This window comes from Methylocaldum gracile (assembly GCF_053646815.1).
In genome coordinates, this window is record NZ_CM132196.1 from 4,730,225 (window position 1) to 4,745,317 (window position 15,093).

Here is a 15,093-nt window from a genome sequence, read left to right on the forward strand (position 1 = left end):
CTCGTAGGTCGGCAATCCCTTGCCGACAAACCCGCTGGATCGCGGAAAGGCTCGCGAATAAAGCAGCCGTTTGCGAGCGGGCGCTACCGCAGACCAAAAATGCTCTATCCGAAGCACTGTCAGGTCTTTTTCTTGTGCCTGATCAGGCGCCGACGCTTTCGAACCTGGCGGGCGGAAAGAATGTTGCGTTTGCCCTTGAACGGATTCTCGCTGCTCCGGAACTCGAGCTTGATCGGCGTTCCCTGTATGTCCAAGGTATCCCGGAAGACGTTGATCAGGTAGCGTTTGTACGCCCCCGGCACTTCTTCCGTTTGATTGCCGTGGATCACGATGACCGGCGGATTCTGACCGCCCTGATGGGCGTATTTGAGCTTGATGCGCCGGCCGCGGACCAAGGGCGGCTGGTGCGCGACCAGGGCGTCCTGAAGGATTTTGGTTAGCCGCGAAGCGGACAAATCCCGCGTCGAAGCCTCGTAAATGGCTTCCACCGTATCCAGCAGATTGCCCACGCCCGTGCCGTGCAGTGCTGAGATGTAATGCTTTTCCGCGAAATCAAGGAACGGCAGTTTCAAATCGATCTGGCGCCGCACGTTGTCTTTCTGGTCCGGACTGAGCCCATCCCACTTGTTCAGGCCGATGATGAGCCCGCGGCCGATTTCCAGAACCATGCCCAGGAGATTGGCGTCCTGATCGGTCACGCCTTCGCGCGCATCGATCAGGAAAATCACGACATGGGCCGTTTCGATCGCTTGCAGGGCCTTGATGACGCTGAACTTTTCGATGGTTTCCGAGACCCGCCCGCGGCGGCGGATGCCGGCGGTATCGATCAGGGTATAGGCTTTGCCGTGACGCTCGAAGGGAATGTAGACGCTGTCCCGCGTCGTTCCGGGCTGATCGTAGACGACTACCCGCTCCTCTCCCAGAATGCGATTCACCAAGGTCGATTTGCCGACATTGGGACGCCCCACCACGGCGATGCGAATGCCGGGCGATTCTTCAGTCATTTCCGGCTCTTCCGGAGCCGGCAACTTGGCTTCCAGCTCGTCCAGCAGCGTATCGATTCCGATCGCATGGGACGCCGAGATGGGGTGGGGCTCACCGAGGCCGAGAGCGTAGAACTCGCCCGCCACGACCGCCAAATCCGCCCGGTCGATCTTGTTCACCACCAGAAGAACGGGCTTTCCGGTCTTGCGCAAGCGTTCGGCAATGGCTTCGTCGCCGGCATTGAGGCCGTGACGGGCGTCGACCAGCAGCAGGATCAGGTCCGCTTCCTCCAGCGCATAACTAACCTGGCGCATAGCCTGTTCGTCGATGCCGAGTTCGGTCTCGACGATACCGCCGGTGTCGACCACGAAATAGTCCTTTTGACCGCGCCTTACCCGGCCGTATTGCCGGTCTCGGGTCAAGCCAGGGAAATCCGCCACGAGCGCGTCGCGGGTCCGGGTCAGATAATTGAATAGGGTGGACTTGCCTACATTAGGGCGGCCCACCAGGGCGACCACGGGCAACATAAACTACTCCAATCGCAAACGGTCATCCGGGGAGCGCCCGGATGCCCCTTCCAATCGCAAACGGTCATCCGGGGAGCGCCCGGATGCCCCTTCCAATCGCAAACGGTCATCCGGGGAGTTCCCGGATGACCCTTCCACCGCGATGGCGGCCAAGGTGCCGCCGCTGGTATAAACGTAGATGACGTCGTCGAACACGACTGGCGTCGCCGCGATTGGGCTCTTGTCCACCCTGACCCGGCCCACCAAGCTGCCATCCTCCTGGGAAAGCAGATGGAGATAGCCCTCGAAATCACCGACCACGACATAGTCCTTGACCAAAGCTGGCGCCGTCAAACGCCGGAAGTGCAACTCGTCCTGTTTCCACAGATCAGCGCCGTTGCGCACGTCCAATTGCCAAACATCGCTGCTGGCGTCGGTTACGAACAGCGAGCGGCGGGCCGCCGCCATGCCGGTGTAAGAAGATAGTTCGGCCTGGCGCCAGAGCACGTCGCCGTCTTTTAACGATACGGCGGCCACGCCGCCTTGATAACCCGTCACGTAGATGGTGTCTCCTTTCACGATCGGATCGGAATCCATATCGACCAAACGCTCTATTTCGGAGCGACCGTGGGGCAACGCAATCGTCGCCTCCCATTCCGGTTTGCCGTCAGTCAAATTCAGGGCAATCAGCTTGCCGCTGCCATAACCGTCCAGCACGAAATCGTCTGCAATCGTCGGCGAACCACGGCTGCGAATCGAAAGTGCCGGTATCGTCCGGTCATGGTACCAGCGCGTCCCACCGGTATTTTCGTCGAGCGCGGTAATGCGCCCGTCGCTGCTCCGTATCACCACCGTGTCGCCTTCGACGCGCGGCAAGGCGAGAATCTCGCTGGACACGTTGGTTTTCCAAAGCACCGAACCGTCGCCGTCATTCAGCGCCACGATCTCGGCGTTGCTGGTGCCGAGTATGAGCTTGCCCTCACCCGCCACGGGTCCGGCGGAAACGGCCAGCTCAATATCCACGGACCACAGCTTGTCGCCGTTGAGACGGCTGCGCGCCTGAACTTCGCCCTTGCGGTCGGCCGCGAAAATCTTGTCTTCGGTGACGGCGGGAACCAGGTTCACATATTGCTCGGCATAACCTTTGCCGATATTGACATCCCAAAGCACCGTCATTTTGACCGCGGGCTCGAAATCTTTGAGCTCCGCGGGCGGGTCGGCATTATCCGAAGCTCCGAAGTACTCTCCTATACCGGAGGCTGCTTCTTTCAGTGGACCAAGTGCACTACAGCCGGTCAGCAGCAGACCGCACAAAAACAAGACCAGAAAACGGCGCATCAGGACCCGGCTGGTTTCGGCGCGGCCGGTAGATCGTTAAGCTTCAGCTCCAGCAGCGGGGAAGCTTCGCCGAATTCTTTCGCGGCTTCGTAAGCTCTACGGGCTTCGTCGGGCCGGTTGGCGGCCGCGTACAGATCGCCTTTGAGCTCTTGGTAAAGACCCGCAAACTTGCCCATCTGTTCCGCGGTCAACGGCTCCAAAAGGCTCAGTGCCGGACCGGTTTCTCCCGAAGCCAGCATCACCTGGGCGAGACGGAGCCTTGCGATATGCTTGAAGTTTTCGTCCTTGGTTTTTGCAAGCGTCTCTTCCAGAACGGCCTTCGCGCCAGGCAAATCATTGGAATCGACCTTGAGCTTGGCGAGCAGCAACCGGGCGTAATCGGCATAGGCGCTCGACGGGTACGTGGCGATGACCCGCTCGCCCAATTTGATCGCGGGTTCCGTTTGCTTGGTTTCCGACGCCTTCAGCATTTGCAGATAAAGATTGGAAGCCTGCTCGTTTTGGCTGCGCACATTGCCCTGCCACATGTTCCAGCCGATGATGAGCGCGACGCCCAGAAGAACACCGAGAATCAGCGATTGCCGATTTTCTTTCCACCACCGCTGGAGCGCTTCTAAACGCTCTTCTTCTGTCAAATACGTTTCCACTCGAACCTCGTCGCGTTAAATGAGTGCTTGCAAAAAGGGGATCAGCTCGGATTGCGAAAGGGTCGTCTGGCCGGCCTCGGTGCGTAAGTATTTGATGCCGATCAGCTGATCTCGCGCCTCATCTTCACCCATGATCAGCGCCAGTATTGCGCCGCTTTTGTCCGCCCGTTTGAATTGGCTCTTGAAACTGCCGCCGCCGCAATTCACCACCAGCCTCAAGTTCGGCAGGGCATCGCGCAAAGCCTCGGCCAGCACGGCGCCCTTGCGTTCGGCGTGTTCGCCCACGCGGATCAGATAAGCATGGGGCAGCGCCGCGGCATCCAGTTTTTCCGGGGATTCCAGGAGCTCGATCAGGCGTTCCATGCCGAGAGCGAATCCGGTTGCGGCGGAACCTTTTCCGCCCAATTGTTCGATCAGGCCGTCGTAACGTCCGCCGGCGCAAACCGTCCCCTGAGCGCCCAGTTCGTGGGTGACCCACTCGAAAACGGTGCGGCAATAATAATCGAGGCCGCGCACCAGCGTGGGATTCACGGAATAAGCAATACCGGCTTCGTCGAGAAGCTCCCTCAATCGCTGGAAATGAGCTTTGGATTCCCCGCCCAGTTCGTCCGTTAAAACCGGCGCCGCCTGGATCAGCTCGCGCATATCCGGATTCTTGCTGTCCAGAATGCGCAAGGGATTGGATTCCAGGCGCCTCTGGCTGTCTTCGTCGAGCTTCCCATAGTGCGCACGGAAGTAATCCACCAGCTTGGCGCGATAACCGTGCCGCTCTTCGGCCGTTCCCAGGGTATTGATTTGCAGTTCGAGCTTGTGCGCGATGCCGAGTTCCCGCCACAGCCTGGAGCTCAGCAAAATCAGCTCGGCATCGATGTCGGGGCTCGCCATGCCGTAAGCCTCGACACCCACTTGGTGGAACTGGCGATAGCGGCCCTTCTGCGGACGCTCGTGGCGGAACATGGGTCCCGCATACCACAGCCGGTTGATCTGATTGTGCAGCAGGCCGTGCTCCATGCACGCCCGCAGGCAGCCAGCGGTACCTTCCGGACGCAGCGTCAGGGAATCGCCGTTGCGATCCTCGAAGGTATACATTTCTTTCTCGACGATATCGGTGACTTCGCCGATCGAGCGCTTGAACAGTTCGGTCCTTTCCACCAACGGCAGACGGATTTCCTCATAGCCGTAGCTCGCCATGACACGGCGCACCACCGACTCGACATGCTGCCAGCGCGGCGTGCGATCGGGCAGTATGTCGTGCATGCCGCGAATCGCCTGAATCTTTTCCATAGTCGAAAGGGTTGTCGTGGGGTTATTTAAGAAGCGGGAGTCAGTCTACCGAAATGTAGCGCTTGGCCTGCACGGCTTCCTTGGTATTTGGAAATTTCGACCGCAGGGTTTTCGCATAGTCTCTGGCTGCATGGAAATTGCCGAGACCGGCTTCGGTCTCGACGCCGATCCAAAGCGATCTCGGATCCGGTTCCGCCACGGCGTGATAGCGCTCCAAAAACGCGCGCGCAGACATGCCCTGACCGGTTTCGCGGCTCAGCTCGGCCATCTCGATCAACGCCGGCGCAAAGCGGGGATCGTATTCCAGCGCCTGACGCAGATACTGCTCGGCTTCCCCATTTTGACCTGCCGACCGGGCGCAAATCCCGGCATTGGTGAGCGCGATCCAGGGCGAGTTATAGAGCTTCGAACCGATGACTTCCCGGAACTGGCTCATGGCTTCGGCGTACCGGCCCTGCCCGCACAAAAACCGGCCGTAGTTGTTGCGGACGCCGAAGTTTTCGGAATTCGCCGACAAGGCCTTCTTGAACTCGCGCTCGGCGTCGGCCGGCTGATCCAGCCGCTGATAGAGCACCGCCAGCGCGTTGTAGGCCTCGCTGTTTCGTCCGTCCAGTTCGGCGGCCTTGGTCAGATCCTGTAGGGCCACCTCGTAGTTGCCCGCTTCCATGTATTGGATGCCCTTTCGAACATAAATGTCGGATTGGCTGAGCGAGCCGTAGGGATCGTTAGGACGGGTATTGTGCGTCTTCGACGATCCACAGGCCGCGAGCGCCACACACACTATCGGACCGATCAAAACCCGGAATTTCATGACTGTACAACCTGTAAGCGGTGGTGCCTGCGCGTCCGGTCGTTCACCCGCCCCACCAGCTGGCCGCAGGCCGCGTCGATGTCGTCGCCGCGCGTTTTGCGGGTCGTGGCGATCAATCCGGCGGCGTGCAGCATGTCGCTGAACCGGCGTATGGTTTCCGGACCGGAGCACCGGTAATTGGAACCCGGAAACGGGTTGAACGGAATCAGGTTGACCTTGGATGGCACGTGACTCAAGAGGCGAATCAAGGCCCTGGCGTGCGCGGGCGTATCGTTGACGCCGTCAAGCATCACGTATTCGAAGGTCACTTTGCGGCGATTTTCCCGCCCGACATAGCGCTTGCAGGCTGCCAGAAGCTCCTTGATCGGGTACTTGCGGTTGATCGGCACCAATTCGTTGCGCAATTCGTCGTCCGGCGCGTGCAGGGAGACGGCGAGCGCGATATCGGACACTTCGGCCAGCCTGTCCAGAGCCGGAACGATGCCTGAGGTGCTGAGCGTCACCCGGCGCTTGGAGAGCCCGTAGGCGAAATCGTCCAGCATCAGGCTGGTGGCGGCGACAACATTGTTGAAGTTGAGGAGCGGCTCGCCCATGCCCATGAGGACCACGTTGGTCACCCGGCCTTCACCGAGTTCGCGCCGCGCCACCCAGAGCTGGCTGATGATCTCGGCGGCGCTCAGGTTGCGATTGAACCCCTGCCGCGCCGTGGAACAGAACGAGCATTCCAGAGCGCAACCCACTTGGGACGATACGCACAAGGTGCCGCGCCCGTCTTCGGGAATGAAGACGGTCTCGATGCGGTTTTGGTCATCCAGTTGCAGCAACCATTTGCAGGTGCCGTCCGATGATTTCTGCGCATAGGCGATCTCCGGCACGCGGATTTCGCAACGTTCGGCCAGCCGCGTCCGCAGCGACTTGCTCAAATTGGTCATCGCCGAGAAATCGGCGACGCCGCGCTGATGTATCCATTGCAGCAACTGCGTCGCACGAAAAGGTTTTTCCCCGATCTCGACGAAGTAGGCTTCCATCGCCTTCCGGTCTAGGCCGAGGAGATTCAGCTTTTCGCCGGAATTAACGGGTGCGGGGGCAGAGCTCATTCTCTTTGAAGAAAAATGCGATTTCCTGTGCCGCCGTATCCGGTCCGTCGGAACCATGCACCGCGTTTTCGTCGATGCTGACGGCAAAATCGGCACGGATGGTGCCGGGTGCGGCTTCCTTGGGATTGGTGGCGCCCATGATTTCGCGGTTCTTGGCGATGGCATTCTCGCCTTCCAGAACCTGCACCATCACGGGACCGGTGATCATGAAATTTACCAGATCGTTGAAGAACGGCCTTGCCTTGTGGACCGCATAAAATCCCTCCGCTTGCTCGCGGGAAAGATGCAGCATTTTAGCCGCGACGATTTTGAGCCCCGCTTTCTCGAAGCGGCTGTAAATTTCGCCGATCACGTTCTTGGCTACAGCGTCGGGTTTGATGATGGACAAGGTGCGTTCGACCGCCATTGGATCTCCTTGATTCGGATTCGCCGGTGTTGTGTAGTGAATGAAAACCGAGCGTTCTCGGCTTTCGGAAAAACGTTCGCCGCCCAGATACGGGCAGATAAAACATTGGGATTTTACTGGAAAATTGAGCCGATGATAAGAAATACCGGCCCTTGAACCCGTTTTCAAACGCCATGAGCAGCATCATGGCGTCGCACGGCAGATTGAAGCCGGCCTTTAGACCGCGAAACCTTCCCCGCAACCGCAGGTCGCCTTGACGTCGGGATTGTCGAAGCGAAACGCTCCGTTGATCCCCTCCCGGCGATAATCCACCCGAAGTTGAAGACTCAACTCGCCGGGCCAGAACTCCGGCCACCCTGGAAACTTATCATTATCATTCCCAAATCGACAGGAGAAAGGCGCAGGCTTTCGTTGTTTGACTTCCATGACCGCGCCAACGGAGTATCAACGGCGCGGGTGGGTTAGCAGAGCATAACCCGCTTTCAGAGATTCACCGACGCCCCCCGGCGCGATACGCGTCGCTGCTTCCCGCAGGGAGGTGGACTGATTCAAAATTAAAAGCAAATAACCAAAGTCTGACCCCTTCGCTCGTTCAGCGCATCATATGGCTCTGGATAAAAATCTAATTTAACGATCACCCTTTAACTGCTCAGACTTGCATTGTGCCTTGCCGCCTCTTCATCCGCGGGATCAACATAGTAATCGTCACAGGAGCGATAAGTCCTATTTCGGTTATCTTTAACGCGTCCGCCGAGCTGCGTGGCAATTTCAATCATCCATTTTAAAGTCTTCTCGTCGGAATTCTTTGTCATCAAATGACTTTTTGATAAAAATAGTTTTCCTGGAATATCCCCCATAGGGTCAAATACCAAAGTGCCTTTCTCCGCCCTGCTGCCTGTGTCACTTTCCTTGAGAGCAATATCGTTACGCGCTTTGGCTAACGCCTTTAGCTGGGCAAGCGATGGCGGTAAATAATAGAAAAGTTTCTTTCTGCCGAGTCACCACGGGCCATATCGTGTTTTTAGGCCCAGGACTATGAAAAATAAACCTTTCTTTACCGCCATTGCTTTATAAGGGGTGGTTATTTGAACGATTTTATGACACCTGCACCACTGTAAAGTCTATTGACATTGGTCAAGCCCTTACCACGCTCATATAACAGAGGAATTCCAAGACCATAATCAGCGCTATAATCCCTAACATGATTAGCCCATTGCCCTTTAGTCGTTAGGTCTGCCCAAAGCGCGGTAGGGCGCAATAGCGTACTCGCGTATTGCGCCGAATAGAGGCCGAATTCATGCGGCGGAATACGGGAGTACCCTATTCCGCCCTACGCAAGCTGGACGAGGAAGTCCAAAACTACCTATCCGCCCGCGCCGATTCCAAGGGAATCGCCTTATCGGAATTAATCAACAGTCTGCTGCGCAAGGATATCGAGTTGATCGAAACGGCTAAACAAGGACGGAATGAAAACGCCCGCGACAGCGGGCGTTTTTGGGCACCAGTGCAGTAGATGACCCTGCGGTGCCTGATGGCTAACGGGTCTCGCGAGGGTGTAAAAAGAACTGTGTAACTGGTTTATATAATCTGACAAAAAGGAAAATAAGAGATGACCAGTAACACAACCAAACAAGATGCCTTATTGGACGAATTGCTCAAAGGCTATACGAATCCGAAAGACATTCTGGGGGAACACGGCTTGCTCAAACAGCTGACCCAGCGTCTGGTGGAACGAGCGTTGGAAGCCGAAATGACGGCCCCTTTGGGGTATGCGCCGCATGCCCTGGAAGGGCGCGGCAGTGGCAACTCCCGCAACGGCAAGTCTGTGAAAACAATTCAGACCGAAACCGGGTCCTTGGCGATTGAGGTCCCGCGCGATCGCAACGGAGACTTCGAGCCGCAACTGGTTTCCAAGCGCCAACGCCGGCTCGAAGGATTTGATGAGAAGGTTCTGGCCCTCTATGCCCGGGGATTGTCGACCCGTGATATTCAGGGCCATCTGGAAGAACTGTATGGCGTGGAAGTCTCGCCGACGCTCATCTCCAATCGCAAACGGTCGCTTTAGTCGCGACCCTTCCAACGTCACCGAATCGGTGTTGGCGGACGTGAAGGCATGGCAGAGCCGGCCCTCGGCCTCGGTCTACCCGATCCTGTATTTCGATGCCCTGATCGTCAAATCGCGCGAAGCGGGACCGGTCAAGAACAAGGCGGTATATCTGGCCTTGGGCGTCAATCTGCAGGGCGAAAAGGAGTTGCTGGGCCTGTGGATTGCGGACACGGAAGGCGCCAAGTTCTGGCTGGCCGTCTTCACCGAGTTGAAAAACCGGGGGGTTCAGGATGGCTTTATCGCCTGTGTGGACGGGCTCAAGGGACTGCCGGAAGCCATCGAAGCAGTGTTTCCCAACACCCAGGTCCAACTGTGTATCGTCCATAAGGTGCGCCATAGCCTGCAGTATGTCACCTGGGAGGAGCGCAAGGCGGTCGCGAAAGATCTGCGGGCGATTTATGGGGCGGCGACCCTGACCGAGGCCGAAGCCGCCCTGGCGCGGTTTAGCGAAACCTGGGACGCGAAATACCCGGCCATCAGCCAAAGCTGGCGGGCGGATTGGGCGCGCTTGACCGTGTTCTTCGATTATCCCCCGGAGATCCGCAAAGTGCTGTACACCACCAACGCCGTCGAATCGCTCAACTTCAGCCTGCGTAAGCTGCTCAAGACCCGCGGCGCGTTTCCGAACGATGAAGCGATTCTGAAAGTCCTGTATCTGGGACTGCAGCGGATCGAGAAGAAATGGACCATGCCGATCCAGGATTGGAAACGGGCGTTGAACCACTTCGTGATCCTCTTTGGTGATCGAGTTACCCTATGAACTAACCCCAGTTACACAGTTAATTTGACACCCCGGTCTCGCACCCCCCTTCTTCATAGTTCCAGCGTCCGCCAGCATCTAGGCAGCCATCAATTTGCAACTGCTTCCGCAACCAAATGCCACCGGCTATCAACAGGATCAGAACTACAGCCAGGATGAGGATTTTCCTGAGTGGCATCACGACTCCATCAATAGTTCGCAGGTAACCCGTTAGGACGGAAAGGACTACAAACCAGGTCGCAGGACAGCGGTGAACTATTTCCTCCCGAACGGCCAGCCGTATTAGCTATCTGATCGGCTGCCGAGGCGCTTGCCGGATCCCCCTTGATATTCTGATCAAACCATTCACGGGTATCCGATATGGTGCAAGCTGTAGCCTCTCCGTACTTACCTCGACGTGTCGCTTCACAGTTTGCCTTGCAATGGAAGTACTTGTCCCCTCCGATCGTATTGGCATCGCGCATATCGCGATAGTTTCGAAGAAAATCGGAGGTCGCTTCCGGAGGCTGGAGCAACTTATCAACGAGTCGACCAATATCTTGAGCAATGCCTTACAAGCCCAAGGGGTCTACGTAGAGTAGCGGGTTATTCCCCACATAGGCATAGGTATTTAGACCACCCACGAGCCCGATCGGATCGCTCTCCAGATACCGCCCGAGGCTCGGATCGTAATCGCGGAAGACGTTGTAATGCAGCCCCGACTCGCCGTCGTAGTACTGGCCCGGGAAGCGCAGGTTGAGTGTGAGGGGCTGTTGATCGCCATCCGGGTCTTCCTCGGGGCGACCGACACCGAACGGGTCGGAGTCCCAAAACCAGCGCGGTAGGTATCAAGTCCCGGCTGTTTATAAACCTTTTTACGGAAAAGATGGGGATGGGATGTTTGCCAATTTTTCAGCCCGCGTAGGATGTGCCGACGAAGGAGGCGCATCGATCACAAACTCGAACGATGCGGTTCCTGCGTCACCGCATCCTACGCGAGCTTTGCTTATCCAGCTTATTGAGGGCAAACTGTCTTTATGGGTAGGCCATCTTTGTAAGCATAGTATTCGACGCAAGCTTTCTGATTTCTAATAACCTCGCGCTTACCAATATCACTACCATATATGACCTCGGCAATTGAGGTTGTCCCGTCTTGATTCCAGTCCATTTCTCGCCACGAGTATCCGTGCCTATAACTGGAAGATGCACGAGAAATAAGATATATGAGTAGAAATATAAAAACCACGCCAACAATTTTTGTCATGAGCTTTATCATCACCTTGCCCATGGAGCACTAGTCCCATCGCTTGATCGAGTAGCAGGATAATTCGTCGTTCCATTGGCCGCTTCGGAAGAAAGTAATCCATTACCAAGATCTACTGGTAAGACGTGGTTTCCATTTATGCCCAAAGTTGTTTCTCCATGTTTAAAAAAGTCATTTAACCCCGCTTCTCGAAGACATCGCTGCACAGGGGATGCACAGTTATTGGTTAGCGCATTATATCCACCTTGCGATCTCCGAAGGCACGCCTCAAATACTGCCTCCTTCTCAGGCGGCAACTTTAAATTTACTCGCGTGCCATCTCGAAAACCATTTTTGTCTACATACTCGGATGTAGGAAGATTGGTCATCCCGCTCGGACCAAAAGAATAAGTGGTGCCGTTAACATCGGCAGATGCATGACCGAACGACGAGCTGCCCCATCCAACCGGCTGCCAGATCGTTACACCGGCTTCTAATCCAAATGGATCAATCCAATTGACCGGATTATTCCCGACATAGGCATAGGTATTTAGACCACCCACGAGCCCGATCGGATCGCTCTCCAGATACCGCCCGAGGCTCGGATCGTAATCGCGGAAGTAGTTGTAGTGTAGCCCCGACTCGCCGTCGTAGTACTGGCCCGGGAAGCGCAGGTTGAGTGTGAGGGGCTGTTGATCGCCATCCGGGTCTTCCTCGGGGCGACCGCCCCCGAAAGGATCGGAGTCCCAAAACCAGGCTACGGTCTGATTTTGATCGGTCAGAAGCCTCGGCGCAGCAAGGTGGTCGGCCTGAACGAAATAGACGGCGGGTTCGCTTTGTGGTGGGGCGCCGCCGACACAGGTCGGGTAATCGCAACGCAAGACCAGCCGGCGCGCGTCGAGGACGGTAATCCAATGGTCGCGGTCGAGGTCGCGGGGGTCGCCGAGGCCAACCGGCTGGTTGCGGGCTTGAAGTAGGATGTCCACATCGCTCCGGTCGATGACCCCGTCGCGGTTGAAGTCCTGCTCGCGACCCTCGGGAGAGCGGATGAAGGCCAGCGGCAGATCGTCGAGATAGACAAATTCCCGCAGGGGCTGGCCTGCTTCGCCGCTTTCGGCAATGAGGTGCCCGGCCGCATCGTAGTGGTAGCCCGTAGTCTGGAAGGTGGTTTTTTGTACGCGCTGTCCCAAACCATTGTATCGGTAGGCGGCCCGGGGCAGGCTCTCCTGGTTGACCGTTGTGAGTCGGCCGTCCTCACGATAGCCGAATTGGTAGCTGCCCGCGCCGACCATGCGACCGGCTTCGTCATAAGCAAAGCTGCGGTTGTCCAGCCCCTCGGCCGCGAGCAGCCGATGAGTATCCAGGGCATAGCGGTATGCCGTCTGACCCGCGCTGCGGGTTTCGAGGAGGCGGTTGCCGACCTCGTCGTAACTCCAACCGCGACTGCCGTAGCGCCCATTGGCGCCGATCAGTCGGTCCAGGGCATCGTAGGTAAAATTCTGGTTGCGGCCCATGTCCAGCCAGTCCGTGATACCGACGATATTGTCTGCTTCGTCCAACGCGTAAGCGTGATGCTGCACCGTACCCACGGTTTGCTCGGTCAGGCGCCCGTCGGCATCGAAGCTGCGCGTCAGGATCAAACCGTTGCCGAAGGTGAGCTCCGCCAGAGGACCAAACGGCCGATAGCTGAGGCCGGTCGCTACCACCTCGGTCTGCCCCTGACTGGTACTCCGGACCTCCGTGATCCGTCCCGTGTTGTCCCGCGGATAACCGATCACCCGCCCAGACGGGTAGGTCAGGCTCACCAAACGGTCCGCGTCGTCGTAGCCGTAACGGGTGGTATACGACAGTCCATCGATCGTTACGGTTTGGGTCGTCAGCCGGCCACGAACGTCGTACTGGTAGGCGGTATCGCCAGCGCCGTCGGTCAGGCCGGTCAACCGGCCTAGCCCATGGGGTCCCTGGTCATAGCTATAGCTTACATCCGAGACCGTACCGGGATAGTCGATGCCCAAGAGCCGGTTGAGGGCATCGTAGCTGGAGATCGCCGTGGCACCGGTGGCATCTTGTCGGGTGAGCCGGTTGCCGGCGCTGTCGTAGCTATAGAGAACTGTGCCGGTGTTGGGGCTCGCTTCCTGGAGGAGATCGCCAAAGCCGTCATAGGTGTAGGTGGTGGTGAGATTCGAGGGATCGGTGACCGCGAGAAGATGATCCAAGGCATCGTAGCTGTACCCGGTGCTGCCGGCTAAGGGGTCAGTCTCTGAGACCCGGCGGTTCAAGGCATCGTAGGTGTAGTGAGTCACCCGGTTGAGGGGGTCGGTGACGCTGGTCCGGTTGCCGTTGGCGTCATAGGCGTAGGTGGTGGTCTGACCGGCGGCGCCGATGGATTGAGTAAGCTGCGAGAGGGTATCGTAGACCCACTGGTGTTGCCGGACCAGGGTGTTGGACGGATCGAATACCTCTTCTTTCGTCTTGTTGCCGGCGAGGTCGTAGGTGGTGTGGATGTTATTGCCTAAGGCGTCGGTGATATCGGTCCGCCGGTGGGCGGCGTCGTAGGTGTACTCAAGAAACGCGCCGTTAGGCGGCGTGACTTTGGTCAACTGGCCGACGCCGTCATACTCGAACGTCGTGCTCTTGCCGCCCACGGCGCGGTTGATCAGCCGGCCTCGAACGTCGTAGGCCAGATCGATGATGAGCCCATTGGGATCGGTGATGCGACCGACCCGGCCGTGGGCGTCGTAGGCGCCGTAGGTGGTGACGTGCCCCAGGGCATTGGTGACCGAAGTCAGGTTGCCCTGAACATCGTAGGTCAAGGTCGTCACGTCGCCGACATCGGTGCGGGGACCGTCGACGCTGGTGACTTGACCGAAGTCGTTATAAGTGTAGGTCCAGGTGCGGCTTTGGCCGCCCGCGGTAATGGTCTTGGTGAGGCGGTTGCCGTGGGCATCGTAGGCGAAAGTCGTGGTCCGCCCCGGCTCGGTGATCCGGGTCGGCAGCCGGAAAGCCGGGTGCCACTCGGTGGTGATCGTCCGGGCTTCGGGCGTCCCCACGGCTTCGGTGCGGCTGGTCTCGAGGTTGCGGGTCAGGTCGTATTGATAAGTGGTAGTGACTCCCTTGAAGTCGGTGCGGCTGACGACGTTGCCGTTGGCGTCATAGCTGGCCGAACTGGCTTGCTGACCGCAGCCGCTGCCGCAAGGCTGGGTCACACCGGTGCTGCGGGCGACGTTCAGAATGGTTTGGAACCCGTAGGTCCGGGCTGTTCCGAGCGGATCGGTCACGGTGCTGGAGCCGTCGGCCTGATAGGTCAGGGTCATTCTATCCGCGCCGCCGGCGTGTTCGGTGAGGATACCGCGGCCTTGTTCGTCGTAGGCGAAGGTCGCGAAACGTTCGCCGTTTTCGTCGATAATCCCGGTCAAGGCATAGGGGAACCGGATATCTTCGTAGGTGTACAACCGCTTCGGGTTGTCCGACAGGGTCTCGGGGGTGCTGTCCGGATACAGAACCGTACCGAGGCGTCCGAGCACATCATACTGATAGGTGTAGACGTTGCCGGCCGGGTCGGTCACGGTGCTCAGCCGATTTTGCGCGTCATACGCCAACAGCAATTGGCGGCCCGAAAGGCGATCGGTCACATGGGAAAGCCGCCCCAGGCCGTCGTAGGCCAAATCCTGGGCCAGCCCTTCTCGGCTGACGATCGCGGTCAATCGGCCGGTGACATCGTAGTATTCCGAAGTCTCGTCCTCGCCGAAGGAATAGCGCCAGCCCGTGATCGTGCCGGCCTCGCTGAGCGGGGCAAGGGTATCGGTGACACGGCGTCGGGCCGCCATTCGCTGCCGACCTTGGCAAAGCGATAGGCGCGGCCGGCCGAGAGCAGGCGGTGAACGGCTAGCCTCACGAGATCACCGGGATGCCGATGTATCGGTTCTTCCGA

Annotated in this window: 11 protein-coding genes and 2 pseudogenes; 2 read left to right on the forward strand and 11 right to left on the reverse strand. The window is 58.1% G+C overall.

The genetic code is table 11. From position 1 onward, the window contains the following. Nucleotides 1-119: 119 nt before the first annotated feature. The 8 genes from der to ACWJJK_RS21130 form a co-directional block, all read right to left on the reverse strand. The gene (gene der / locus ACWJJK_RS21095) at nt 120-1,511 is read right to left on the reverse strand and encodes a ribosome biogenesis GTPase Der (protein ID WP_077731509.1); all 1,392 of its coding nucleotides are present in this window, start codon (nt 1,509-1,511) and stop codon (nt 120-122) included. 3 nt (nt 1,512-1,514) lie between these two features. Then, nucleotides 1,515-2,828, reverse strand: coding sequence for an outer membrane protein assembly factor BamB (gene bamB / locus ACWJJK_RS21100; protein WP_156881074.1), 1,314 nt, complete (start codon nt 2,826-2,828; stop codon nt 1,515-1,517). Continuing rightward, nucleotides 2,828-3,475 (reverse strand): YfgM family protein, encoded by a 648-nt coding sequence (locus ACWJJK_RS21105; RefSeq protein WP_077731511.1) that lies wholly within the window; start codon nt 3,473-3,475, stop codon nt 2,828-2,830. The genes bamB and ACWJJK_RS21105 overlap by 1 nt, the downstream gene beginning before the upstream one ends. A gap of 15 nt (nt 3,476-3,490) precedes the next feature. After that, nucleotides 3,491-4,759 (reverse strand): histidine--tRNA ligase, encoded by a 1,269-nt coding sequence (gene hisS, locus ACWJJK_RS21110; RefSeq protein ID WP_434131721.1) that lies wholly within the window; start codon nt 4,757-4,759, stop codon nt 3,491-3,493. Between the two features lie 40 nt (nt 4,760-4,799). Further along, nucleotides 4,800-5,570: a type IV pilus biogenesis/stability protein PilW gene (pilW, locus tag ACWJJK_RS21115; protein WP_077731513.1), complete on the reverse strand. Its 771-nt coding sequence runs from the start codon at nt 5,568-5,570 to the stop codon at nt 4,800-4,802. Beyond that, a complete protein-coding gene (rlmN, locus tag ACWJJK_RS21120; protein ID WP_156881073.1) occupies nt 5,567-6,667 on the reverse strand; it encodes a 23S rRNA (adenine(2503)-C(2))-methyltransferase RlmN in 1,101 nt (366 codons plus the stop codon). Before rlmN ends, pilW begins: the two co-directional genes overlap by 4 nt. Beyond that, entirely contained in the window at nt 6,642-7,073 is a 432-nt protein-coding gene (gene ndk / locus ACWJJK_RS21125) for a nucleoside-diphosphate kinase (protein ID WP_077731515.1), read from the reverse strand. Before ndk ends, rlmN begins: the two co-directional genes overlap by 26 nt. Nucleotides 7,074-7,714: 641 nt before the next feature. Continuing rightward, complete coding sequence (locus tag ACWJJK_RS21130) at nt 7,715-7,930, reverse strand: hypothetical protein (RefSeq protein ID WP_454128462.1); 216 nt, start codon at nt 7,928-7,930, stop codon at nt 7,715-7,717. A gap of 440 nt (nt 7,931-8,370) precedes the next feature. Here ACWJJK_RS21130 and ACWJJK_RS21135 point away from each other — a divergent pair, with 440 nt between their 5' ends. Continuing rightward, a complete protein-coding gene (locus tag ACWJJK_RS21135; protein WP_156881071.1) occupies nt 8,371-8,586 on the forward strand; it encodes a hypothetical protein in 216 nt (71 codons plus the stop codon). Between the two features lie 96 nt (nt 8,587-8,682). After that, a pseudogene (locus ACWJJK_RS21140) lies at nt 8,683-9,940 on the forward strand (IS256 family transposase). 188 nt (nt 9,941-10,128) lie between these two features. On the opposite strand, the gene ACWJJK_RS21145 reads toward ACWJJK_RS21140, so the two are convergent. The 3 genes and pseudogenes from ACWJJK_RS21145 to ACWJJK_RS21155 all read right to left on the reverse strand — a co-directional run bounded on the left by ACWJJK_RS21145 (nt 10,129) and on the right by ACWJJK_RS21155 (nt 14,989). Next, nucleotides 10,129-10,455 carry a hypothetical protein gene (locus tag ACWJJK_RS21145; protein ID WP_434131716.1) on the reverse strand — a complete coding sequence of 109 codons (327 nt, stop codon included), beginning with the start codon at nt 10,453-10,455 and terminating at the stop codon, nt 10,129-10,131. Between the two features lie 36 nt (nt 10,456-10,491). After that, nucleotides 10,492-10,725, reverse strand: a pseudogene (locus ACWJJK_RS21150) (RHS repeat-associated core domain-containing protein); the annotation flags it as partial. A gap of 469 nt (nt 10,726-11,194) precedes the next feature. Further along, nucleotides 11,195-14,989, reverse strand: a complete 3,795-nt coding sequence (locus ACWJJK_RS21155; protein ID WP_156881069.1) for an RHS repeat-associated core domain-containing protein — start codon at nt 14,987-14,989, stop codon at nt 11,195-11,197. Nucleotides 14,990-15,093: the final 104 nt, after the last annotated feature.